The sequence below is a fragment of the Pseudomonas hydrolytica genome, from assembly GCF_021495345.1.
GTDB classification, from domain to species: Bacteria; Pseudomonadota; Gammaproteobacteria; order Pseudomonadales; family Pseudomonadaceae; genus Aquipseudomonas; species Aquipseudomonas hydrolytica.
Map to the genome: position 1 here is coordinate 3,963,731 of NZ_CP099397.1, position 23,682 is coordinate 3,987,412.

The following is a 23,682-nucleotide window of genomic DNA, read 5'->3' on the forward strand; positions in this document are numbered from 1 at the left end:
CACCACGCCCCACTTTCAGAAATGCCGAATCCCGAGTAGCCAGGCAGTGGCCAGCGCGCCGACCAGGCACAACAGCGCAGCGCCTGCCGCCTGCCAGTAGAACCCCCGCGCCAACTCGTCCTCCCCGGCATTGGAAAGAATGAACGGGCGCGACTCCCCCGGTTTGCTCATCTTGTGCTGCGCGGGCTCCGCACTGCTGCGCCGGTGCCGGTGCTCGGCCTCGAGCTGGGCAGCCAGGCGTACACGATTCCATTCCCGATCATCCAGCTCACCGTTGCCGTCGCTGTCGAAACGCCGCAGCAACCCGGCATAGTCGCTTTTCCACTCCCGAATCACCTGACCCTGGGCACTGGGCAGGTCCAGCCCCTGATGACTGCTACCGGAAGTGCGAAAGTCGCCGATGGCATAGAGCGGCTGGCCGACATGAAAGCGCTCCTCGGTGTAGCGATAACGCGTGCTGCTGGTCAGAAAGCTCAGCAGCCCGGTCTTCTCCATACCCAGCGGATGACGCAGAGTGCCCTGCCAGATTTCGCGTATCGCGGGTCGAACCTCCGCGCCGCGCGGGTCGATCAGGCAATCCCCGGTGCCATCGGAGAGGCGCAGCAAGGCATCGCTGCTGCCGCTTTCGATCACCCGCCAGGAGCGCTTCTTGCCGCTGGAGCGGTATTCCTCGATGCGAAAGCGCCACCACACGCAGGGCGTGTTGGTCAGCGGGCCGCGCAAGGAACTGCCAGGGAGTTCTTCGATCATGCCGTAGAGCTCGACATAGCCCTGTGCTGCCGAGCGGATCTTCGAGGTCGGCGTATCCAGCAGGTGGCGCGCCTGCGACCAGCGTCGCAGACACCACCAACCGCCGCCCAGAAATGCGCCGAGGGCGAACGCCAGCGTCAAGAAGAAGCCGATGGGGTCGCTTTGCATCATTTCAGTTGAACAGCGACTTCAGGTCGACATCCGACTTCTCCGCATCGCTGAACACCAGCAGCTCGGCGGCCTGGAAGTTGAACATGCGCGCGAGGATCACATCAGGGAATTGCTCGATGCGCACGTTGTTGAGATTGACCGCCTCGTTGTACAGCTCGCGTCGATCGGCGATGCCGTTCTCCAGGCCGCTGATGCGCTGCTGCAGGTGCTGGAAACTGTCGTTGGCCTTGAGCTCGGGATAGTTCTCGGCCAGCGCGAACAGCTGCCCCAGACCGGCACGCAGACCGCTTTCGGCCTTGCCGAGAGCGCCCACGTCATGCTGCTCACGGGCATTGGCCACGGCGCTGCGGGCGGCGATCACCCTATCCAGCGTGGTGCGCTCATGCTGCATGTACTGCTTGCAGGTCTCCACCAGCTTGGGCAGCTCATCGTGGCGCTGCTTGAGCAGCACGTCGATGTTCGACCAGGCCTTGCTCACGCCGTGCTTGAGGCGCACCAGGCCGTTGTACAGCGACACCGCATAGGCGCCCAGCAGGACGAGGACGACGATGAGAATCACAGCGGTCAGGCTCATGCAGTTTTCTCCATACAGAACTGCGAATCGGGTGCTGGCATTCTAGCGGCAACGAAGCGGCCGGGCAGCGATATCCCGCACAGCGGCGAATAATGGCCTTTACACATAATGCGAAACATTTGCATTATGTCGCGGTTTACCAGGTACACCCGCGTACCACTCATATTCAGTACATGCAAAGGACCCCGCCATGATTCGTATGCCCCTGGCTTCGGCCAGCCTGCTGGCTATTGCCATTTCTCTCGCCGGTTGCGGCGACGACAAAGCTCCCGCCACTCAAGCCGCAGCTCCGGCGGCCAGCAGCGAGAGCACTGCAGCGGCCGGCGCGGCGCAGGTCGACGAGGCAGCGGCCAAGGCGGTGGTCAATCATTACGCCGACCTGGCGCTGGCCGTGTTCAGCGACGCTGCCAGCACCGGCAAGGCCCTGCAGAGCGCGGTCGACGCCCTGCTCGCCGACCCCAGCGAGGCCACTCTGAAGGCCGCCCGCGAAGCCTGGCTGGCTGCTCGCGTGCCTTACATGCAGACCGAAGTGTTCCGTTTCGGCAACCCGGTGGTGGACGAGTGGGAAGGCCAGCTCAACGCCTGGCCGCTGGACGAAGGCCTGATCGACTACGTCGCCGACGACTATCAGCACGCACTGGGCAACCCCGGCGCCCAGGCCAACATCATCGCCAACACCGAGATCCAGGTCGGTGAAGACAAGATCGACGTTGCCGAGATCACCGGCGAGCTGCTGGCCAGCCTCAACGAGCTGGGCGGCTCCGAAGCCAACGTCGCCACCGGTTACCACGCCATCGAGTTCCTGCTCTGGGGCCAGGACCTCAACGGCACCAACCCGGGCGCCGGCGAACGTCCCTACACCGATTACCTGGTTGGCGAAGGCGCCACCGGCGGCCACAACGAGCGCCGTCGCACCTACCTGAAAGTCGCTACCGACCTCTTGGTCAGCGACCTCAACGACATGGTCGAGCAGTGGAAGGATGGCGTCGAAGGCAACTATCGCAGCGAGCTGGTCGCCGACTCGGGCGAGAACGGTCTGCGCAAGATGCTGTTCGGCATGGGCAGCCTGTCCCTCGGCGAGCTGGCCGGCGAGCGCATGAAGGTCGCCCTCGAAGCCAACTCCACGGAAGACGAGCACGACTGCTTCAGCGACAACACCCACAACTCGCACTTCTATAACGGCAAGGGCATTCGCAACGTCTACCTGGGCGAGTACAAGAAGGTCGACGGCAGCACCCTGAGCGGCCCGAGCCTGTCGGAACTGGTGGCCAAGGTCGATGCCCAGGCCGATGCCAGCCTCAAGGCCGATCTGCAAGCGACCGAGGCCAAGCTGCAGGCTCTGGTCGACAGCGCCGAGAAGAACAACGTGCACTTCGACCAGCTGATCGCCGAGGACAACGCCGAAGGCCAGCAACTGGTACGCGACGCCATCGCCGCCCTGGTCAAGCAGACCGGCGCCATCGAGCAGGCCGCGGCCAAGCTGGGCATCAGCGACCTGAACCCGGACACTGCCGATCACGAGTTCTGATCGACGTAGCGGGCTGAAGAAGCCGGCGTCCCGATAAGGAGCGCCGGCTTTTTTGTGCCTCGTGCCTCGGTCCGCTCAGCCTCGCGCCACCGCGCTGCGGTATTCGCCGGGGCTGACGCCATAGGTCTGCTTGAACTGCCGCGACAGATGGCTCTGGTCGGCGAACCCCAGCTGCATGGCGACGCTGAGCGCCGAGCAGCCACTTCTGAGCAGCGTCCGCGCCTGCTCCAGACGACGCTGCCTGAGCCAGGCATGCGGTGGCAGACCGGTGGCCCGGCGGAATACCCGGGCGAAGTGAAAGGGTGAGAGATTGACCGCCGCCGCCAGCTCTTCCAGCGATGGCGGCTCGCTCAGCTGGCTGGCAAGCAGCTCCTTGGCCAAAGCCACCGCCCGCGGTTCCTGGCCGACGCCACGCGGCGCCGGCAGGCGCGCGTAACGCTGCAGCAGCTCGAGCATCGCCTCGCGCCACAGGGTCTGACGTTGCAGCGCCTCGCTGTGCGGATCCTCCAGCAGACGGTGCAGCGCACTCAGCCGCGACGCCAGGAGCGGATCATGGTGCACGCTGTCGTGGAACATGGGCGGTGCAGCCGGTGGCGACTCGAGTTCGGCCAGCAGCGCCTCGAAAGTACCGGGCTGCGGGTAGAACACCCGGTACTGCCAGCCTTGCTCGACCCCTTTGGAACCGGTATGCACCTCGTCCGGATTGAGCAAGGCGATGCTGCCGGCGCCCGCCAGGTGATCGACACCGCGATAGCGATAGCGCTCAGCACCGGCTTCGAGCACGGCGATCACATGACCGTCGTGCACGTGCGGGGCGAAACGATGTTCGACAAAGCGTGCGGACAACAGCTCCAAGCCGTGCAGATCGTCGCTGGCGCTGAACCGCGCGCGTTCGCTTCCCGTCAGTGGCTGCATGTTCAGCCGCCGAAGCGCGCTTCCAGGGCGGCGCGCACCTGCGGCCATTCCTGATCGGTGATGCTGTACAGCACCGTGTCGTCGAGACGGCCGTCGGCCAGGCGGCGATGGTTACGCAGCAGGCCCTCGCGGGCGGCGCCCAGCTTCTCGATGGCGCGTTGCGAGCGCAGGTTGCTGGCGGCGGTTTTCAGCTGCACACGGACCATGCCCCAGTTGTCGAAGGCATGCTTGAGCATCAGGTACTTGATGCTGGCGTTCAGCCCGCTGCCATGCTGGGCGCGATCGAGCCAGGTCCAGCCGATCTCGCAGGCCGGCAGGCTGTTCATGAAATCGCCGAAGCGAGTGGTGCCGACCAGCTGCTCGCCGAGACGGATGGCGAATGGCAGCGCGCGTTGCTCGCGCAGTTCGGCCAGTGCGCTGCGATACCAGTCCAGAGGCTGGGTACCGCTCATGTACAGCAGCTCGTCACGATTGGCCTCGGCCAACGCGACCAGGGCCGGGATATCGGCATCGGCCAGTGGCTCCAGGCGCAAGGCTCCTCGCTGCAGCGTGACCAATTGCGGTTTGAACATGCTTCCTCCTGGCGCGGTTGCAAGCCGACCACGCTATCAGCCCATCGCCTGCGGCACAATCGGACCGTTTCGCAAAGCGCGGTCGACACCCTGCGACCTTGGTCGCAGCCGACAGGCCGCGGCTTTGTGCAACACTGATGATTATCCGCCTCGCCCAGCAGCGCAGGCTTCTTCGTTCCACTCTGCGTTCCGGAGTTCGCATGTCGCTGTCCCCCGGGCTGATCGCCGCGGTCGCCCTGATCTACATGGCCATTCTCTTCGCCATCGCGTTCTATGGCGATCGCCGCGGCACGCCCATGCCGCCGAAGGTTCGCGCCTGGGTCTACTCGCTGTCCCTGGCGGTCTACTGCACCAGCTGGACCTTCTTCGGCGCGGTGGGTCAGGCCGCCGAGCAACTGTGGTCGTTCCTGCCGATCTACCTCGGCCCGACCATTCTGCTGCTGACCATGCCCTGGGTGCTACAGAAGATGGTGATGATCAGCAAGCAGGAGAACATCACCTCCATCGCCGACTTCATCGCCGCGCGCTATGGCAAGTCCCAGTCCCTGGCCGTGGTGGTGGCGCTGATCTGTCTGGTCGGCGTACTGCCGTACATCGCCCTGCAGCTCAAGGGCATCGTGCTCGGCGTCAACCTGCTGATCGGCATCGATCCGCAGACCATCGGCACCAGCGCCCAGGACACGGCGCTGATCGTGTCGCTGGCCCTGGCGCTGTTCACCATCCTGTTCGGTACGCGCAACCTGGACGTTACCGAGCACCATCGCGGCATGGTGCTGGCCATCGCATTCGAGTCGCTGGTCAAGCTGCTGGCCTTCCTCGCCGTCGGTGCCTTCGTCACCTTCGGCCTGTACAACGGCGTGGGCGATCTGCTCGCCCAGGCCCGGGTCACCGCCGAACTGGACGACTTCTGGGCCAAGCCGGTCAACTGGCCGGCGATGCTGGTACAGACCGGCATGGCGATGATCGCCATCGTCTGCCTGCCACGGCAGTTCCACGTCACCGTGGTGGAGAACATCGAACCCAAGGACCTGCGTCTGGCGCGCTGGGTATTCCCCGCCTACCTGATGCTGGCCGCACTGTTCGTCGTGCCCATCGCCCTGGCCGGGCAGATGCTGCTGCCGGCGGGCATCACCCCGGACTCCTTCGTTATCAGCCTGCCCCTGGCCGAGGCCCATCCGAGCCTGGCGGTGCTGGCCTTCATCGGCGGTGCCTCGGCGGCCACCGGCATGGTGATCGTCGCGTCCGTGGCCCTGTCGACCATGATTTCCAACGACATGCTGCTGCCCTGGCTGCTGCGCCGGCAGAGCACCGAGCGACCGTTCGAGGCCTTCCGCCACTGGATGCTCACCGCCCGCCGGGTCAGCATCGTGCTGATCCTGTTGCTGGCCTACGTCTGCTATCGCCTGCTCGGCGAGGGCACCAGCCTGGCCACCATCGGTCAGGTGTCGTTCGCCGCCATCGGCCAGCTGGCGCCGGCCATGTTCGGCGCCCTGGTGTGGAAACAGGCCAACCGCCGCGGCGTGTTCGCCGGGCTGATCTTCGGCGCCATACTGTGGTTCTACACCCTGGTCCTGCCGCTGGCGGCACGCGGCATGGGCTGGTCGCTGGAAAGTTTCCCCGGCCTGACCACCCTGCTCTACGCGCCCCTCGGCCTGCAGGTGGATCCGCTGACCCGAGGCGTGGTGCTGTCGCTGGCCGGCAACCTACTGTTGTTTGCCTGGGTCTCGTGGTTCTCGCGCACCCGGGTGTCCGAGCACTGGCAGGCCGGGCGTTTCATCGGTCATGACCTGGGTACCAAGCCCAGCAACCGTAGCCTGCTGGCGGTGCAGGTGGAGGACCTGCTGGCGCTCGCCAGCCGCTTCGTCGGCGAGGAACGTGCCCGGCAGAGCTTCGCCCGCTTCGCCCTGCGTCAGGGCAAGGGCAAGGACTTCGACCCCAACCAGCCGGCCAACAGCGAATGGATCGCCCATACCGAGCGCCTGCTGGCCGGCGTGCTCGGCGCCTCCTCGACCCGTGCGGTGGTCAAGGCCGCCATCGAAGGCCGCGAGATGCAGGTCGAAGACGTGGTGCGCATCGTCGACGAGGCCTCGGAAGTCCTGCAGTTCAACCGCGCCCTGCTGCAGGGGGCGATCGAGAACATCACCCAAGGCATCAGCGTGGTCGACCAGAACCTGCGCCTGGTGGCCTGGAACCACCGCTACCTGGAGCTGTTCGACTACCCCGACGGGCTGATCTACGTCGGCCGCCCCATTGCCGAGATCATCCGCTTCAACGCCGAGCGCGGCATGCTCGGCAGCGGCGACGTCGAAGAGAACGTCGCCAAGCGCCTGTACTGGATGCGTCAGGGCACCGCGCACAGCTACGAACGGGTGTTCCCCAACGGCCGGGTGATCGAGCTGATCGGCAACCCCATGCCCGGCGGCGGCTTCGTCATGAGCTTCACCGACATCACCGAGTTCCGCGAGGCCGAGCGCGCCCTCAAGGAAGCCAACGAGAGCCTGGAACGGCGCGTCGCCGAGCGGACCCAGGAACTGTCGAAACTCAACCAGGCGCTGACCGAGGCCAAGGCCCACGCCGAAGCGGCCAACCAGTCGAAGACGCGCTTTCTCGCCGCGGTCAGCCATGACCTGATGCAGCCGCTCAATGCCGCACGCCTGTTCTCCGCGGCCCTGGCCCACCAGGACGAAGCCCTGCCGGTGGAGGCCCAGGAACTGGTGCGCCACCTGGACAGCTCGCTGCGCTCGGCCGAGGATCTGATCACCGACCTGCTGGACATCTCGCGCCTGGAAAACGGCCGCATCGCCCCGGACCGACATCCCTTCGCCCTGGCCAGCCTGTTCGACACCCTCGCCGCCGAGTTTGGCGTGCTGGCCGCCGAGCAGGGCATCGATCTGCGCGTGCGGGGCAGCAGGCAGTGGGTCGACAGCGACATCAAGCTGCTGCGGCGCATTCTGCAGAACTTCCTCACCAACGCCTTCCGCTACGCCAAGGGGCGTGTGGTGCTGGGCGTGCGCCGCGAGGGCGAGCACCTGCGCCTGGAAGTCTGGGACCGCGGTGCGGGCATTCCCGAGGACAAGCGCAAGGTGATCTTCGAAGAGTTCAAGCGTCTGGACAGCCACCAGACCCGAGCGGAAAAGGGGCTCGGCCTGGGCCTGGCGATTGCCGACGGGCTGTGCCGCGTTCTCTCACACCGTCTGGAGGTTCGCTCCTGGCCGGGCAAGGGCAGCGTGTTCAGCGTCAGCGTGCCGCTGGCGAGAAAACCCGCACCCAAGCCGCAGGGGCCCGCCTCGCAGGCCGCAGACGGCCAGCCGCTGCACGGCACCCAGGTGATCTGCATCGACAACGAGGACAGCATTCTCACCGGCATGCACAGCCTGCTGTCACGCTGGGGCTGCCAGGTGTGGACGGCGCGCAACCGCCTGGAATGCGAGCATCTGCTCAGCGAGGACGTGCGTCCGCAACTGGCCCTGATCGACTATCACCTGGACGAAGGCGAGACCGGCACCGAACTGATGGCCTGGCTGCGCACCCGTCTGGGCGAACCGGTACCTGGCGTGGTGATCAGCGCCGACGGCCGCCCGGAACTGGTGGCCGAGGTACATGCGGCGGGGCTCGACTACCTGCCCAAACCGGTCAAGCCGGCGGCCCTGCGTGCCCTGCTCAGCCGCCATCTGGCATTGCGCGGTTAATCGAGCGGCTGCTTTCCGCGAGGGTTCGCCGCTGGTGGCAGCCTAACCCTGGCTGCGCTGCAGAAACCCCTGCAGCAGCCGGTGCACCCGTTCGCTCAGCTCGCGGTTGGCCGCCACCGGCAGGCCGCGCGCCAGCTCGGCCTCGACCACTTGCTCGACCAGTGGCCGCAGACGCAGCAATTGCGTGCTGAGGTCTTCCAGCTGGTCGGCACGGGGCAGCGCACTCTGCAGCAATGGATTGACCAGATGCCCGACGATCATCTGCACGATGCCGGTGGATACCTGCTCGACATGCCGGCGAATCGACTCCAGCTCATCCAGCAGCGCCGGCAGCGGAATACCGGCGCGGTACAGCTCGACACCCGCGGCAAACAGACGCGGGCTGGGCACGCTGAGGTGGTCGCCGGCGAACTGCAGCAGGCCCATGGCCTGGGCGCGATCGATCAGCTCGTCGTCCAGATCGTCCGCGAAGATCGCCTGCAGCTCGGCGAACTCCAGCCGTCCGGGCTGTTCGGGCTCTCCGGGGCCGCGGATGGCCTGTTCCAGGCCCAGCACATGCGCCAGATCGCGCCCCTGCGACCAGGCCTCGAACAGCTCGCGAATATTGGCGATGCTGTAGCCGCGCTCGAGCAACTGGCCGATCAGGCGCAGGCGCGCCAGATGCTCGCCACTGTAGATGCCGACTCGCCCGCGCCGCTCGGGCGGCGGCAGCAGACCGCGATCCTGGTACGCGCGCACGTTGCGCACCGTGGTCTGCGCGGCCTGGGCCAGCTCGTCGACCGTGTATTCGGCGACAGCCGCCGCGGCCACGGGGGCGGCGCTGCCGAGCAGGCGCTGGAGAAACAGAGAAGTCGGAGTCATGGCGCGATCATAGCGTCGCGCTTCGCCGGCCAACAACCGCGCGCATCCCCCCAACCAAGGGCTGGACTTGCCCTTCGCGCCAGGCCCGATAACGGCCACGAAAGCCGCGCGATCCCGGCAGTAGAGCGGCTGCTGCCTCCAAGTGACAGGAAAGTGCCGATGCCCACACGACGCCGGACCGGCTAGGCAAGGGCAGGCGCAGGGCAAACAATGACATCAGACGATGTCATCCTGATCAGCGGAGCCCGCCATGCCTGCAACAGTCCTGCCACCCGCCCCGTTCGGTGCCGACCTGTGAACGCCCCGCTGCACCGCCGCGAGCTGCCAGCGCAGCGCTGCCACGTGCAGGGGGACGGCGTACGCCTGCAGGCCTATGTCTGGGGCAAGGCCGACGGACCGACCCTGCTGCTGGTCCATGGTTACCCGGACAGCCACGAGATCTGGCTGCCGCTGGTGAGCGAGCTGGCTGCCGACTACCGCATCCTCGCCTACGACGTGCGCGGCCATGGCGCCTCGCAGGCGCCGCGACGGCTGCGCGATTATCGCCTGGAGCGGCTGGCGAACGATCTGGAAGCGGTGATCCGCGCACTCAGCCCGCAGCAGCCGGTGCACCTGGTGGCCCACGACTGGGGGTCGATCCAGAGCTGGGAAGCGGTGACCGAGCCGCGCATCCAGCCGTTACTGGCTTCCTATACCAGCATTTCCGGACCCTGCCTGGACCACGTTGGCCACTGGATGCGCCAGCGCATCAGCCTGCGCAGTCCAGGCGCTCTGCGGCAGGTGCTCGGCCAGCTGCTCAGTTCCTGGTACATCGCCCTGTTCCACATCCCGCTGCTGCCGGAGCTGTGCTGGCGCCTGGGTCTGGACCGCGCCTGGCCCTGGCTGCTGCGCCGCGTGGAGGGCGTGCACGGCCTGCCGCCCAGCAGCACGCAACGCAGCGACGGCATGCGCGGGGTGCAGCTGTATCGCGCCAACTTCGTCCGCAGCCTGTTCAGCCCGCGGGCGCGCAGTACCCGCGTGCCGGTGCAGCTGATCGTGCCTCTGGCCGACCGTTTCGTACGTCCGCAACTGTTCGACGACCTGCCGCATTGGGCGCCTTCACTGACGCGCCGTGACGTTCGCGGCGGGCATTGGCGCGTGCTGGCGGAGCCGAAAGCCCTGGCCGGCTGGATACGCGAGCATGTCACTCGGATGGAGGAAGATCAGGGCGTATCGAAACCGCCCGCAGGTTAACTACGGCGGAGAGAAACGCCCTCAGGACAGACGCGCAGCTGCGATGCCGGCTACTCGCCCAGCTCGTCCAGCGCCGGCAGGTCGGCGGCGCGCTCGAGCAGCTCGGTCGGCAGGCTCTTGCTGGCACGGGCGCCAAGCAGCTTGAGATTCTCCGCACGACCGATCAGGTTGCCGCGCCCCTCCACCAGCTTGTTGCGCGCGCTGGCGTACGCCTTGTCCAGCTGCTGCAAGCGGCTGCCCATTTCATCGAGGTCGGCGATGAAGGCGACGAACTTGTCATACAGCTGGCCGGCCCGCTCGGCGATTTCGCGTGCGTTCTGCCCCTGGCGCTCCTGACGCCAGAGGCTGTCGATCACCCGCAGGGTCGCCAGCAGGGTGGTCGGGCTGACGATCACCACCTGCTGCTCGAAGGCTTCCTGAAACAGGTCGGGCTCGGCCTGCAGCGCTGCGGCGAAGGCCGCTTCGATGGGCACGAAGAGCAGGACGAAATCCAAGCTGTGCAGGCCTTCCAGGCGCTGGTAATCCTTGCCGGACAGGCCCTTGAGGTGACTGCGCAGCGATAGCAGGTGCTGCTTCAGCGCCTGCTGGCGGAGCGGCTCGTCCACGGCGGCGACGTACTGCTGATAGGCGCTGAGGCTGACCTTGGCATCGACTATCACCTGTCTCTCGCCTGGCAGGCGGATCAGCACATCGGGCTGGAAGCGCTCGCCGCCCTCCCCCTTGAGGCTGACCTGGGTGTGATACTCGCGACCCTTTTCCAGGCCGGCATGCTCCAGCACCCTTTCGAGCACCAGCTCGCCCCAGTTGCCCTGGGTCTTCTGGCCCTTGAGCGCACGGGTCAGGTTGGTCGCTTCATCGCCCAGGCGCTGGTTGAGCTGCTGCAGACGCTCCAGCTCCTTGCCCAGGGAGAAACGCTCGCGCGCCTCCTGCTGGTAACTCTCGTCGACGCGCTTCTCGAAGGCCTGGATGCGCTCCTTGAGCGGATCGAGCAACTGGCCGAGACGCTGCTGGCTGGTTTCGGCGAAACGCTGCTCGCGCTCGTCGAAGATCTTCGTCGCCAGCTCGGCGAACTGCGCGCGCAACTCGTCGCGCGCGCCCTGCAGATCATCGAGGCGCTGCTGCTGATTATCGCGATGCTCCTGCAGCTCGGCGGCCAGCGCTGCGCATTCGGCGGTCAGCCGGCGCAGTTCGGCCTCGTTGCGTTCGCGCTGCTGATGCCAGGATTGCGCCGCCTCACGGGCGATCTGTCGCTCCTGCTGCAGCAGCTCGTTCTCGCGCCGCAGGCCGGCCAGTTCGCTCTGCTGCTCCACCTTGATCTCGCTGACCTCGGCCAGCTCGGCACGGCAGGCGTCGAGCTGAGCGAGCAAGCCTGTCTGGCTCAGTTGGGCGTGTTCCAGGCGCTCCTGCAGCAGCGCCTGCTCGCTCTGCGCCTGGGCGACGCGTCGTTGCAGCGACCAGAGACCAGCCAGCAGCGGAACAAGGGCCGCGGCGGCACCAATGGCGAGGGATAGGGGGTCGACGGGCATAGACACTCCATGTTGAACCGCTGGCAGTATACCCAGCCAGCCCGTCCGTGGGGTCAGCGCGCCAGACGCTCCAGCTCCAGCTGTGCGCCGCGGTCACCGGCCCTGGCCGCCTGGCGCAGCAGTTCGAAGCCCATGCGGCGGTCGCGCGGATTGCCGCAGTCGCGGCACAGCAATTGCCCCAGGCGGCTCTGCGCCTGCACGCAGCCCTTGCGCGCGGGCTGCTTGAGCAGGTTGCCGGCGATGCGTTTGACACTGGGGGTCTGCCCCAGGCGCGGGCTGTCGAGCAGCCAGAGGGCGACACGCATGGGCAAACGCGAGGCATTGGAGTCGGGGGCCGAGGTGGTAGCGGGTGTAACGCGTGGCATAAAAAAGAAGGGGTGACTGCCGGGGCGCGCCACTCTACTCCTTTTTTTGCCGAGGTAAAGACTTGCCAAAACCCACCATTGGCGTTCCAGAGCAAGCGCTCGGCACAATCCACAGAAGCTGTGGATAACTCCGTGCACAACTTGGGCGAAAGGGACGTGAGCCCCGATGCTTCGGGGCTCTCAGTCAAACTGTCGATTTTTTCACCAACGAAAAAAATGCATATTTTTCATTGACTTAAAAATCAGCCACGAAAAATCAAGCGTTTAGCGTTGTTTCTGACAGTGATGTGACAGCCTGCATCAGCATTGTGCACAACTCCCTGCGACAGATCCGCGCAGCGCTCTGTTTCGGGGCATCGACGCGGTCATGCGGGCTGCGGCAACTGCCCTTGAACCAGGAACTGCTCCCAGCGAAACAGCCGCGGCTGATCGGGGGTCTGGGCATGCTTGAAGGCCACGTATTCGCCGGTGGTTTCGCACAGCCAGGCGGTCAGGTTGCGTGGTCGCTTTTCCGCAAACGCACCGGGAACGTACAGCGCAACATTGCTGCCACCGGCCGGGCAGCGCGCCGAGCGGTACTCGAAGGCCTCGATGCCGGCCGCTCGCATCGCCGCCCCCAAACCTTGCGGCACGCTGTAATCGCTGGGATGGGCCAGCAACTGGCGATGCAGGTCGAATGGCGGCTGCTGCAGCTGAATGCCGCGCTCGACCCGATAGCGCGCCTCGAAGGTGGAATGTTCGGAAAGGATGCGCCCGCTGGGCGGCGGACTGACCATGCCGTTCCACAGCACGAAGCGATAGTAGGCCGCCTCGGCCATCGCCGTTTCCAACCGCAAGGCCGCGTAGAACAGGCTGGGTTCGTGCACCGTGCCAAAGCGCGAGCCCCAGCGCAGCGGCGGATAGCGAAACGGCGTCTTCAGCAGATAGTGCAGCGGCTCGCTGCCCTGCGGCAGCGGCGGCTTGCTGGCTTCGAGCAACTCTTCCAGCAGAGCCTGCTCGGCCAGGGTATCGACCAGTTGCAGGGTGGCGACTTGCGCCTGGCTCTCCACCATGCGCAGCAGCTTGCCGCGCAACGGTCGAACCTGCCGTTCGCCTTCGCATAGTTGCCAGATGTCCATGGCGATACCTCCCAAGGGTAGAGCCTGCTCAAGGCATCGCGACGCTGGAGCCGTACAAGGCGCTGGGTTAGTGACAGCCTCCGGCTGATCACAGCAGGCAAGCAATGCTCAGAGCCGCGAAAAACTGTATTTTTATACAGCATCTTGACCCACGGCAATCACCCCTTCGGACGAACTGCGCTGGTCGTACGCAGCCTACCGAGCCCGTTCTCGATGCCGCAGGACTTGTTGGCTTTCAGACCTTGCCGCGAATGGCGTCGAGATACTCGACGACGCGCACCAAGCCCTGCACCTGAGTCATCTGCTGCAGCGGCACGCCAGCCAGATGGCGGTTCTCGGTACGCAGAAAATGGCGCATGTCCTGCTGATTGCCGCCGAACAGGGCGAACAGGGCTCGGTAGACCCGGATCAGCAACAACGCCAGTTCACCGGTCTTGCTCTGCGGACGCAAACCGCCCTGCTCGCCCCAGCGCCCGATGGCACTGCGATGGACGCCGACGATGTCCGCCAGTTCCTGTTGGGTCAACCCCAGTTGCTCGCGGGTATTGAGCAGCGCCTTGGCCAGCACCGCATCGGCGTCGGGTTGACAGTGAGTCACCGCGCTCATCACTTCCTCCTTCGCTTGTTCACAACAAAATAAACATCAAAAGCTGTAAACACACAATAGCACGGAAAGTCGCTTGGCACTCACTCGGGCATGGGGTACCGTCCGATGGACCGCATCGAGCAAGGAAAACTCATGAGCCGCCAGCGTTTCTGGCTGAGCATCTGCGTCGCGACACTGGCGCTGCTGTCGCTACTGGTCTGCTATGCCGGCTACCGCATGCAGCAACTGCTCGAGGAGCAGCACATCGAACTGGACTGGCAGCACCTGAGCCTGTCCTGGCGCGGCCTGCAGCTACAAGGCGTGAGCCTGGTGCAGCGCCGTAGCGGTGAGCTGCAGATGCAGGCCGGGCAGGTGCGCCTCTACTGGCTGGCCAGCGAAGCGCCTCGCTACCGCCTGACTGCGCAGGATGTGCGGCTGTTCTGGCGGCCTGAGCAGACAGAACCCGAAAGCCTGAGCGCAAACGATCCGGCCGGTGTCCTCCAGAGTCTGACCCAGACCCTGCCATGGCTACCGCGACGAATCGAGGTGCACGACGCCCAGGCGCAGCTGCCCTGTCACAGCGGCCGCTGCACACTGCAGGGCGACCTCGAATTGCAGCTGCTGGACGATGAGCTGCAGCTGCGCGCCCTGCTCCTGCGCGACACGCACCAGGCGCAGTTGAGTGCGCAGTTGCAGGGGCTCGGCAGTGCGCCGGACAGCCCGCGCCAGGCGCAGCTGAACCTGCTGCTCGACGACCAACCGCAGATCACCCTGCACAGCGACCTGCAGCCTCAGGCCGCTGCCCTGCAATGGAGCGGCAACCTGGAGATCGCTGCATTACCGGATACGGCCTGGCTCGTCGACTGGCTGAGCGAATGGACGCAGCTCGACACCGCCGCCCTGCCTGACACGCCCCGGCAGGCAGGCGTGAACGCCCAGTGGCAGCTGCAGGTGCCGCAGGAAACCCTGGCATTCAGCGCGCTGCTCGCCACGCCCGGATGGCTGCGAGTCGATGCGCAGCTGCCGCAGCCCTGGCCGCTTCCCGGCGTCGGCCTGGTCAGCGGCGAGCTGGCGCTCGACCTGCGCAACGCCATGGGCCAGTGGCAGGCCCGCCGCCTGGACGGCCAGCTGCAGCTCGACGCTCAGGATGCACCCTGGCTGGCGTCGCTGCCGAGCGGCCTGCGACCGCAGCGATTGCAGTTGCACTTCGCCCCACTGGACGACGCTACCGACGAGGAGCTGGCCCTGCGACTGAAAGTCAGCGGGCAAGGTCCGCTGGAACTGCAGGCCGATGCCGAGCTTGGCCTGCGCCAATCCCCCGCCTGGGCGGTGGAAGTTCGACAGCTGCAGTTGCAAGCCCGCAGCAAACGCCTGGACCTGACCGACAGTCGTCTCGATGACCTGCGCCTGAATCTCGCCCTCAAGGGCAGCGTCACGGCGCAGCAGTGGCAGCTTGGCCTAACAGGCAAGTCCCGCCTCGACGTCCAGCGCCTGCGCAGCGCCGAGCTGGACCTGCAGCAGGCTCAGGCGACACTGGCCGGCACTGAACTGGGCGGCACCCCGAGCGCACCGACTCTCTCCGGCCCGCTGGGCATCCGCATCCAACGCCTGCAGCACCCGCAATTGCAGACACAGGGCTGGCAATGGCAGGGACGGATCGACGCGAACAGCGCCCGTCAGTCCCTCGACGGCGCCCTGCTGGCCGATTCGGGCCTGAGCGCGGCCCTGCGCCTGAACAACACGACCAATGCACTGAAGCTCAATGCCACCCTCGACGAGCTGTTCCTGCGTGCCGGCAACCCGTTGGCACAGACCCTGGCCGCCTGGCCGCCATTGCTGTCGCTGGACAATGGCCGCGTGCAGGCCGAGGCGCAGTTGCAACTGCCCAGCGGCAAGCCCCTGCAGCTCAAGGCCAGTCTGACCGGCAAGGGTCTGGCCGGCGTCTATGACCGCACCACCCTGAACGGTGTCGATGCCGAACTGCGCCTGCAACTGGCCGGCGATCGACTGCGCCTCGACCTGCCGCAACTGAGTGCCCGCCAGCTCGATCCCGGCATCGAACTCGGCCCCCTGCAACTGCAGGCCAGCTACCAAGCCAGCCTGCAGCGGCCGCTGGCCGGCAACCTGACACACCAGCGCGCCGAGCTGGGCGTGCTCGGCGGCAGCCTGAGCCTGGCACCGGCAACCTGGGCACTGGCACAGCCCAGCCAGTTGCTGCCCCTGCGCCTCAGCGGCCTGGATCTGCAAGAGCTGTTTCGCGTCTACCCGGCCGAAGGCCTGTCCGGCAATGGGCTGATCGACGGCACCCTGCCGCTGCGCCTGGGCGACGCCATCAGCATCGAGCAGGGCCTGATCGAAGCCAGGCCGCCGGGAGGGCGACTGCGCTTTCAGTCGCCGCGCATTCGCGCCATGGGCCAGGCCAACCCCGGCATGAAACTGGTCACCGACGCACTGGAGGACTTCCACTACGATCTGCTCAGCAGTAGCGTCGACTATGATCAGTCCGGCACACTGCGCTTGGGCATGCGTCTGCATGGACAGAACCCGGCCATCGAGAAGGGCCGGCCCATCCACTTCAACATCAACCTGGAAGAAGACGTTCCGGCCCTGCTGGCCAGTCTGCAGCTGACCGACAAGGTCAGTGGCATCATCCAGCAACGGATTCAGCAATGGATGCGCCAGCGTGTCCCCCAAGAATCAAAGGAGTAGCGCCATGCGCACGTACCGCCTCCTCGCAGTCCTGAGCCTGGGGCTGCTGTGCCTGGCCTGTACCCCGACGGTACAACTGGCCATGCCCAACGAGCCGATCAACATCAACCTGAACGTCAAGGTCGAGCACGAAATCTACATCAAAGTGGACAAGGCTCTGGACAGCGTATTTAGCGAAGGCAGCGGTCTGTTCTAAGGAGAAAGGCGATGATCCGTTACATTTCGACCCTGTTGCTGGCATTGAGCCTGAGCCTGCCGGCCTACGCACTGAACCTCAACCAGGCCATGAGCGCACTCGGCGAGGCCAAGAGCAGCGGGCAGCTGGGCGAGCAACCCAACGGCTACCTCGGCGTGGTCAAGCCCGGTGGCCAGGCCGAGGAAATCGCCCGCCTGATCAACCAGGCGCGCCGTGCCGAGTATCAGAAGGTGGCGCAGGACAACGGAATCAGCCTGAGCGATGTCGAAGCCATCGCCGGCAAGAAGGCCATCGAGCGCACGCCGAAGGGACAGTTCATCCAGCTCAATGGCCAGTGGCTGCAGAAGTGACTTAGGGTATCGCGGTGCCGCCCAGGCCGTGCGCACCGGCGCCCGTCGGCTTTATTAGGCGCAGAAACGAAAGAACCCGCCTAGGCGGGTTCTTTTTTGCGAAGGCAGCGATCAGGCGCCGGCTTTGCTCACGGCATCCTTGATCAGGGTCTGCAGCTCGCCCTTCTCGTACATCTCGGTGAGGATGTCGCTGCCGCCGACCAGCTCGCCGGCCACCCACAGCTGCGGGAAAGTCGGCCAGTTGGCGTACTTCGGCAGGTTGGCGCGGATTTCCGGATTCTGCAGGATGTCGACATAGGCGAACTTCTCGCCACAACCCATCACCACCTGGGCGGCACGGGCGGAGAAGCCACACTGCGGCGCGTTGGGCGAGCCTTTCATGTACAGCAGAACGGTGTTGTTGGCGATCTGCTCTTTGATGGTTTCGATGATATCCATTGGGCACCTCAGCATAGACTTCGCGACCCGACGGTCGCCACGGTGGCGCGATTGTAGCGAAAAGCCGAGCACAATGCTCGGCCTTGCCGTCGCTCCCTTGCCTTGATACGACCCCGGATCGCAGCTATGCGGCCACCACCTCGACCGGCACGCCATTGAGCACCGCATTGCCGGACAACGCATCGAGGCGGCGCTCGTCGGTCAGGTCGTTGGCACTGGCGCCCGGCTGCTCGCTGGCAATAGCCATCTGCACGCCGGGGCGCGCATGCCCCCAGCCGTGCGGCAGGCTGACCACGCCGGCCATCACCTCGTCGCTGGCCGCCACCTCCACCTCGATGCTGCCAACCCGCGAGCGCACCTGCACGCGCTGGCCGTCGACCAGGCCACGACTGGCCAGGTCGGACGGATTCATCAGCAGCTGGTGACGCGGCTTGCCCTTCACCAGGCGGTGGTAGTTGTGCATCCAGGAATTGTTGCTGCGCACGTGGCGTCGGCCAATCAGCAGCAGTTCGTCCGCCGCTGGCGGCACCTGCGCGGCGAAGCGTGCGAGGTCGCCCAGCAGCAGTTCGGGAGCCGCCTCGACGGCCTTCGAAGCGGTCTTCAGCCGCGCCGCCAGGTTCGCCTGCAAGGGCCCTAGGTCGAGCCCGTGCGGGTGATCGCGCAGCGCTGCCAGGCTGAGCTTGCGCTCGCTGCGATCCCCATAGGGGCCGAAGCGCAGCCCCATGTCGATCATCTGCTCCGGTGCCAGGGTCGGCTTCAGCTCCAGGCCATTGCGCGCGGCAAAGGCCTGGGCCAGGCCGACGAAGATTTCCCAGTCGTGCAGCGCACCTTCCGGCTTGGCCAGGATCGCCTCGTTGAAGCGGGTGACGTTGCGCACCGCGAAGACGTTGAAGGTGGTGTCGTAGTGATCGTGTTCCAGCGGCGCGGTCGGCGGCAGGATCAGGTCGGCGTAACGGGTGGTCTCGTTGATGTAGAAATCCACCGAGAGCATGAAGTCCAGCCCCTGCAGCGCCTGCTCCAGCTGGCGACCATTGGGGGTGGACAGCACCGGATTGCCGGCCACCGTGACCAGCGCGCGGATCTGCCCCTCGCCGGGGGTGAGCATCTCTTCGGCCAACGCCGAGACCGGCAGCTCACCGCCGTATTCCGGCAACCCGGACACCCGGCTCTGCCAGCGATTGAAATGCCCGCCCGAGGTGCTCGCCACCAGGTCCACCGCGGGCATGGTGCAGAGTGCCCCGCCGACCCGATCGAGGTTGCCGGTAACCAGGTTGATCAGCTGCACCAGCCATTGGCAGAGGGTACCGAAGGTCTGGGTGGAAACGCCCATGCGCCCATAGCAGACCGCCTTGTCCGCCGCGGCGAAGTCCCGCGCCAGCTGGCGAATGGTGGCAGCCGGTACGCCACAGCGAGCGCTCATGGCTTCGGCCGTAAATTCGGCGATGGCCGCGCGCACCTGCTCAAGCCCCTCCACCGGCAGATGGCTGCCACGGGTCAGGCCTTCCTCGAACAGGGTATTGAGCAGCGCCAGCAGCAGCGCGGCATCGCTGCCGGGACGCACGAACAGGTGCTGATCGGCGATGGCGGCAGTCTCGCTGCGCCGCGGGTCGACCACCACCAGCTTGCCGCCACGGGCCTGGATGGCCTTCAGGCGCTTCTCCACATCCGGCACGGTCATGATGCTGCCGTTGGAGGCCAGCGGGTTGCCGCCGAGAATCAGCATGAAGTCGGTGTGGTCGATGTCCGGAATCGGGATCAGCAGGCCGTGGCCGTACATCAAATGGCTGGTCAGGTGATGCGGCAGCTGGTCGACCGAGGTGGCCGAGAAACGGTTGCGCGTCTTCAGCAGGCCGAGGAAGTAGTTGCTGTGGGTCATCAGCCCGTAGTTGTGCACGCTGGGGTTGCCCTGGTACACGGCCACGGCGTTCTGCCCGTGCTCGGCGCGGATCGCGCTGAGGCGCTCGGCGACCAGCTCGAAGGCCTCGTCCCAGGCGATGGCCTGCCACTGCTCGCCGCTGCGGCGCATGGGCTGGCGAATGCGGTCGGGGTCGTTCTGGATGTCCTGCAGCGCCACCGCCTTGGGGCAGATATGGCCGCGGCTGAAGCTGTCCTGGGGGTCGCCCTTGATCGAGCGGATCTGCGTGCTGCCGTCAGGCTGGAGCTCGGTTTCGATGGCGAGGCCGCAGATGGCTTCGCACAGATGGCATGCACGGTAATGGAGGGACTTGGTCATGGCCTGGCCTCTTGTTCTGATGCGAGACGACCGGTCAGGTCGCAGACTTCGAACTATGGGCCGGGCAAGGGGACGACGCCAGCAGCGTTCGTCTCATGAATCGGCAGGCATCATGCCTGCCGATTCAGGGTCGCAACGATCCGAATTAACGGATGGAGGTCACGGTGCCCTTGTTGCCGGTAACGCTGACGCTCACGGTCTTGTACACGAAGTAATCCTGAACGTTCACTTCGTAACGCGGGGCGACGATCACGTCGGCACCCGAGGCCTTGACTGCCTTGTAGGCAGCTGCGGACTTGGCGGAAGCAACCGGGTCGAGACCCAGCGCGAAACCACCCTCGCCACCACCGTAGGTCACGCCATCGGCGAACTGGGTATCACCGCCCAGCTTGAACACACCGAACAGGATGTTCACCGAAGATTGACCGGAGATGGGCTCGCCCACTTTCACGTCGGCCTTCAGGTTGGTCTGCACGGTGCCGTTCAGCGGAACGGTCGGCTGGCTAACGTTCTGGCTGGCACAGCCAGTCAGCAGGGCGAGAGCGGAGAAAGCGGCGGCGTAGGCTACGTGTTTCATGCAAAACTCCTTTGCACATATATTCCATGGATGTCCCCGTTGCGGGGCAATGCATTGCCTAGGAAAGGCGGCGGCATCCTAGAGGCCCGTTCCAGAGCGGCGCAAGCAATGATGTCAGTTTTGTGACATTTCGCACGCAGCTTTGCGAAAAGACTTACAAAACATCCATTTGCCGGTTCGAGGGCGGCAATTTGCGCCTTCTCGTCATTTCCTTATAAGATCGCGCCTTCCCCTGTTTCGTCGCACCCTGCGGCCTCTGCCGCAAGCCCTGCCGTTTTCCCGTTTTTTTGCATTCGCCTCGGGCTTGCGAACTGTAGTGATAAAGGTAGTTAACGATGAGCGTCAGACACTTTCTCTCGATGATGGATTACACACCGGACGAACTGGTGGGGCTGATCCGCCGAGGCATCGAGCTGAAGGACCTGCGCAATCGCGGTGTGCTGTTCGAACCGCTGAAGAACCGCGTGCTGGGCATGATCTTCGAGAAGGCCTCGACCCGCACCCGCCTGTCGTTCGAAGCCGGCATGATCCAGCTCGGCGGCCAGGCCATCTTCCTCTCGCCGCGCGATACCCAGCTGGGCCGCGGCGAGCCGATCGGCGACGCCGCCATCGTCATGTCGAGCATGCTCGACGCCGTGATGATCCGTACCTTCGCCCACAGCAACCTCACCGAATTCGCCGCCAAGTCCCGAGTGCCGGTGATCAACGGCCTGTCCGACGACCTGCACCCCTGCCAGTTGCTGGCCGACATGCAGACCTTCCTCGAACACCGTGGCAGCATCGCCGGCAAGACCGTGGCCTGGATCGGCGACGGCAACAACATGTGCAACTCCTACATCGAAGCGGCGATGCAGTTCGACTTCCAGCTCAAGGTCGCCTGCCCCGCAGGCTACGAGCCGGACGCACGTTTCCTCGCCCAGGCCGGCGAGCGCGTGCAGGTGCTGCGCGACCCGCGCGAGGCGGTGGCCGGCGCCCACCTGGTGAGCACCGACGTCTGGGCCTCAATGGGCCAGGAAGACGAGGCCGCACAGCGCATGGCGCTGTTCCGCCCCTACCAGGTAACCCCGCAACTGCTCGACCGCGCGGCCGAGGACGTGCTGTTCATGCACTGCCTGCCGGCCCACCGCGGAGAGGAAATCAGCGTCGATCTGCTCGACGACCCACGCTCGGTAGCCTGGGATCAGGCCGAAAATCGCCTGCACGCGCAGAAGGCGCTGCTGGAAATGCTGGTCGAACCGGCGTATCACCACGCATGAGCGAACCGTTGCTGCAACTGCGCGGGCTGAATTGCGGCTACCACGCGCACAAGGTGGTGCAGGACCTCGATCTGCATCTGAACGCAGGTGACATCGGCTGCCTGCTCGGCCCCTCCGGCTGCGGCAAGACCACCACGCTGCGCGCCATCGCCGGTTTCGAGCCGGTGCTCGAAGGCGAGATCGAACTGGCAGGCGAAGTGATTTCCCGCGCCGGTTTTACCCTGGCTCCGGAGAAACGCCACATCGGCATGGTGTTTCAGGACTACGCCCTGTTTCCCCACCTGAGCGTGGCCGAGAACATCGCCTTCGGCATTCGCAAACAACCCGACGCCGAGCGCGTAACCCAGGAGCTGCTGGAGCTGGTCAAGCTCGGTCACCTGGCCAAACGCTATCCGCACGAGCTGTCCGGCGGGCAGCAACAGCGTGTCGCCCTGGCCCGCGCCCTGGCGCCGGAACCACAGCTGCTGCTGCTCGACGAGCCCTTTTCCAACCTCGATGGCGAGTTGCGTCGACGCCTCAGTCATGAGGTGCGCGAGATTCTCAAGGCGCGCGGCACCAGCGCCATTCTGGTCACCCACGATCAGGAAGAGGCTTTCGCCGTCAGCGATCACGTCGGCGTCTTCAATCAGGGCCGCCTGGAGCAGTGGGATACGCCGTTCAATCTGTACCACGAGCCGCTCACCCCCTTCGTCGCCAGTTTCATCGGCCAGGGCTACTTCATTCGCGGCCAGTTGCTCAGCCCGGATACGGTGCAGACCGAGCTGGGGGTGATTCGCGGCAACCGTGCCTATACCTGGGCACAGGGCAGCGCGGTGGACGTGCTGTTGCGCCCGGACGACATCGTCCCGGATGAGAGCAGCGGGCTGAAGGCGCGCATCGTCGGCAAGACCTTCCTCGGCGCCGCCACTCTCTATCGCCTGCAGCTGCCCACCGGCAGCCAGCTGGAATCGATCTTCCCCAGCCATGCCGACCACCTGCCGGGTGACGAAGTGGGCATCCGCATCGCCGCCGATCACCTGGTGGCCTTCCCGGCTCTGGGCAGCGTGGCGGCGCAGTTGCAGCTGACCGACTCCGGCGGCGTGCGCCGGGTCAGCAGCAACTGAATCAGAGCATCAGCCGGCCAGAGGCGATGTGCCGCGCATGGCCGGCGATCTTGACCCGCTCCCCCTCCAGGCGACAGAGCAGCTCGCCACCGCGCGCCGAGCACTGAAAGGCGCTCAGTTCGCTGCGCTCCAGGCGTTCTGCCCAGTAAGGCATGAGCATGCAGTGGGTGGAGCCGGTGACCGGGTCCTCATCGATGCCGATGCTCGGCGCAAAGTAGCGCGAGACGAAATCATGCCGCTCGCCGGGCGCCGTGATCAGCACGCCCAGCCCCGGCAGCTCGGCCAGCGCCGGCAGATGGGGAGCGAAGCCCCGCACCTGCGCCTCGCTGGCGAGCACCACCATCAACTCCTGCACGCTGCCATCGGCGTTGAGCAAGGTCAGCACGTCCTGCGCCGCCAGACCTAGCGCACGGTCGACCTGGGCATGCAGCGATGCCGGCGCCGGCACCACCGGGCGCAGCGGGAAATCCAGCTCCAGCCGCTCGCCCTGGCGGGTCACACGCAGCTCGCCGGACAGGCAGGTGAACAGCAGCACCTCACCCGCTTCCTGATAGAGATCGAACAGTACCTTGGCGCTGGCCAGCGTCGCATGGCCACACAGCGGCACCTCGCTGGCCGGCGTGAACCAGCGGATATGCCAGGCTTCGCCCTCCTTCACCACGAATGCCGTCTCGGCCAGGTTGTGCTCGGCGGCGATGCGCTGCATCAGCGCATCGTCGAGCCAGGCATCGAGGCGATAGACCATGGCGGGGTTGCCCGCGAAAGGACGGTCGGTAAAGGCGTCAACTTGATGAAATTCGAGCGGCATGATGCGTTCCTGACCAGACAAGAGCGGCCAGCATGCCTGCGCCAGGTAAGCGGCAACAGATACAGTTGCCGTTTTCCAGATGCCCTGGGCGCCATCCGCACAAGCGGCTTGCTCAGCGCCGGCC

The 23,682-nt window shown here is 65.7% G+C and carries 21 protein-coding genes; 8 read left to right on the plus strand and 13 right to left on the minus strand.

Annotated elements, in window-relative coordinates; genetic code table 11:
• Nucleotides 1-15 precede the first annotated feature (15 nt).
• Nucleotides 16-921, minus strand: a complete 906-nt coding sequence (locus L1F06_RS18600) for a GIDE domain-containing protein (RefSeq protein WP_129481674.1) — start codon at nucleotides 919-921, stop codon at nucleotides 16-18.
• 1 nt (nucleotide 922) lies between these two features.
• On the minus strand, nucleotides 923-1,495 hold the full coding sequence (locus tag L1F06_RS18605) for a LemA family protein (protein WP_129481675.1): 573 nt from the start codon (nucleotides 1,493-1,495) through the stop codon (nucleotides 923-925).
• Between the two features lie 190 nt (nucleotides 1,496-1,685).
• Between L1F06_RS18605 and L1F06_RS18610 the strand changes: the two genes are divergently transcribed.
• Nucleotides 1,686-3,023, plus strand: coding sequence for an imelysin family protein (locus L1F06_RS18610; RefSeq protein WP_129481676.1), 1,338 nt, complete (start codon nucleotides 1,686-1,688; stop codon nucleotides 3,021-3,023).
• Nucleotides 3,024-3,098: 75 nt separating this feature from the next.
• Here L1F06_RS18610 and L1F06_RS18615 read toward each other — a convergent pair whose 3' ends face one another.
• Both L1F06_RS18615 and L1F06_RS18620 read right to left on the minus strand, forming a co-directional pair.
• Nucleotides 3,099-3,938: a helix-turn-helix transcriptional regulator gene (locus L1F06_RS18615; RefSeq protein ID WP_003246035.1), complete on the minus strand. Its 840-nt coding sequence runs from the start codon at nucleotides 3,936-3,938 to the stop codon at nucleotides 3,099-3,101.
• A gap of 2 nt (nucleotides 3,939-3,940) precedes the next feature.
• Nucleotides 3,941-4,510, minus strand: coding sequence for a GNAT family N-acetyltransferase (locus tag L1F06_RS18620; RefSeq protein ID WP_129481677.1), 570 nt, complete (start codon nucleotides 4,508-4,510; stop codon nucleotides 3,941-3,943).
• Between the two features lie 200 nt (nucleotides 4,511-4,710).
• On the opposite strand from L1F06_RS18620, the gene L1F06_RS18625 reads away from it, so the two are divergent.
• Nucleotides 4,711-8,199, plus strand: a complete 3,489-nt coding sequence (locus L1F06_RS18625; RefSeq protein WP_129481678.1) for a hybrid sensor histidine kinase/response regulator — start codon at nucleotides 4,711-4,713, stop codon at nucleotides 8,197-8,199.
• A 42-nt stretch (nucleotides 8,200-8,241) separates the two neighbouring features.
• Here L1F06_RS18625 and L1F06_RS18630 read toward each other — a convergent pair whose 3' ends face one another.
• Nucleotides 8,242-9,060 carry a MerR family transcriptional regulator gene (locus L1F06_RS18630; RefSeq protein WP_012019411.1) on the minus strand — a complete coding sequence of 273 codons (819 nt, stop codon included), beginning with the start codon at nucleotides 9,058-9,060 and terminating at the stop codon, nucleotides 8,242-8,244.
• Between the two features lie 294 nt (nucleotides 9,061-9,354).
• On the opposite strand from L1F06_RS18630, the gene L1F06_RS18635 reads away from it, so the two are divergent.
• Entirely contained in the window at nucleotides 9,355-10,293 is a 939-nt protein-coding gene (locus tag L1F06_RS18635) for an alpha/beta fold hydrolase (protein WP_129481679.1), read from the plus strand.
• Nucleotides 10,294-10,343: 50 nt separating this feature from the next.
• Here L1F06_RS18635 and L1F06_RS18640 read toward each other — a convergent pair whose 3' ends face one another.
• The 4 genes from L1F06_RS18640 to L1F06_RS18655 form a co-directional block, all read right to left on the minus strand.
• The gene (locus tag L1F06_RS18640; protein ID WP_129481680.1) at nucleotides 10,344-11,819 is read right to left on the minus strand and encodes a DNA recombination protein RmuC; all 1,476 of its coding nucleotides are present in this window, start codon (nucleotides 11,817-11,819) and stop codon (nucleotides 10,344-10,346) included.
• Nucleotides 11,820-11,872: 53 nt separating this feature from the next.
• A complete protein-coding gene (locus tag L1F06_RS18645; protein WP_003246046.1) occupies nucleotides 11,873-12,124 on the minus strand; it encodes an SEL1-like repeat protein in 252 nt (83 codons plus the stop codon).
• A 425-nt stretch (nucleotides 12,125-12,549) separates the two neighbouring features.
• Complete coding sequence (locus tag L1F06_RS18650; protein WP_129481681.1) at nucleotides 12,550-13,302, minus strand: RES family NAD+ phosphorylase; 753 nt, start codon at nucleotides 13,300-13,302, stop codon at nucleotides 12,550-12,552.
• 235 nt (nucleotides 13,303-13,537) lie between these two features.
• A complete protein-coding gene (locus L1F06_RS18655; protein WP_096825801.1) occupies nucleotides 13,538-13,909 on the minus strand; it encodes an XRE family transcriptional regulator in 372 nt (123 codons plus the stop codon).
• Between the two features lie 132 nt (nucleotides 13,910-14,041).
• On the opposite strand from L1F06_RS18655, the gene L1F06_RS18660 reads away from it, so the two are divergent.
• The 3 genes from L1F06_RS18660 to L1F06_RS18670 are packed head-to-tail and all read left to right on the plus strand — an operon-like array spanning nucleotide 14,042 to nucleotide 17,143.
• Entirely contained in the window at nucleotides 14,042-16,597 is a 2,556-nt protein-coding gene (locus L1F06_RS18660; RefSeq protein WP_129481682.1) for an intermembrane phospholipid transport YdbH family protein, read from the plus strand.
• A gap of 4 nt (nucleotides 16,598-16,601) precedes the next feature.
• Nucleotides 16,602-16,793 carry a YnbE family lipoprotein gene (locus tag L1F06_RS18665; RefSeq protein ID WP_003246054.1) on the plus strand — a complete coding sequence of 64 codons (192 nt, stop codon included), beginning with the start codon at nucleotides 16,602-16,604 and terminating at the stop codon, nucleotides 16,791-16,793.
• Nucleotides 16,794-16,804: 11 nt separating this feature from the next.
• On the plus strand, nucleotides 16,805-17,143 hold the full coding sequence (locus L1F06_RS18670) for a YdbL family probable chaperone protein (RefSeq protein ID WP_003246055.1): 339 nt from the start codon (nucleotides 16,805-16,807) through the stop codon (nucleotides 17,141-17,143).
• Between the two features lie 111 nt (nucleotides 17,144-17,254).
• Here the strand turns inward: L1F06_RS18670 and grxD are convergent, their stop codons facing one another.
• The 3 genes from grxD to L1F06_RS18685 all read right to left on the minus strand — a co-directional run bounded on the left by grxD (nucleotide 17,255) and on the right by L1F06_RS18685 (nucleotide 20,391).
• A complete protein-coding gene (gene grxD, locus L1F06_RS18675; protein WP_003246056.1) occupies nucleotides 17,255-17,581 on the minus strand; it encodes a Grx4 family monothiol glutaredoxin in 327 nt (108 codons plus the stop codon).
• Nucleotides 17,582-17,705: 124 nt separating this feature from the next.
• Complete coding sequence (locus L1F06_RS18680; protein ID WP_129481683.1) at nucleotides 17,706-19,814, minus strand: molybdopterin oxidoreductase family protein; 2,109 nt, start codon at nucleotides 19,812-19,814, stop codon at nucleotides 17,706-17,708.
• A 145-nt stretch (nucleotides 19,815-19,959) separates the two neighbouring features.
• Nucleotides 19,960-20,391, minus strand: a complete 432-nt coding sequence (locus L1F06_RS18685; protein WP_003246059.1) for a hypothetical protein — start codon at nucleotides 20,389-20,391, stop codon at nucleotides 19,960-19,962.
• A gap of 335 nt (nucleotides 20,392-20,726) precedes the next feature.
• Between L1F06_RS18685 and argF the strand changes: the two genes are divergently transcribed.
• Nucleotides 20,727-21,647: an ornithine carbamoyltransferase gene (gene argF / locus L1F06_RS18690; protein ID WP_129481684.1), complete on the plus strand. Its 921-nt coding sequence runs from the start codon at nucleotides 20,727-20,729 to the stop codon at nucleotides 21,645-21,647.
• Entirely contained in the window at nucleotides 21,644-22,750 is a 1,107-nt protein-coding gene (locus L1F06_RS18695; protein ID WP_129481685.1) for an ABC transporter ATP-binding protein, read from the plus strand. The genes argF and L1F06_RS18695 overlap by 4 nt, the downstream gene beginning before the upstream one ends.
• Before the next feature lies 1 nt (nucleotide 22,751).
• Here L1F06_RS18695 and L1F06_RS18700 read toward each other — a convergent pair whose 3' ends face one another.
• Entirely contained in the window at nucleotides 22,752-23,558 is an 807-nt protein-coding gene (locus tag L1F06_RS18700) for a PhzF family phenazine biosynthesis protein (RefSeq protein ID WP_129481686.1), read from the minus strand.
• Nucleotides 23,559-23,682 lie beyond the last annotated feature (124 nt).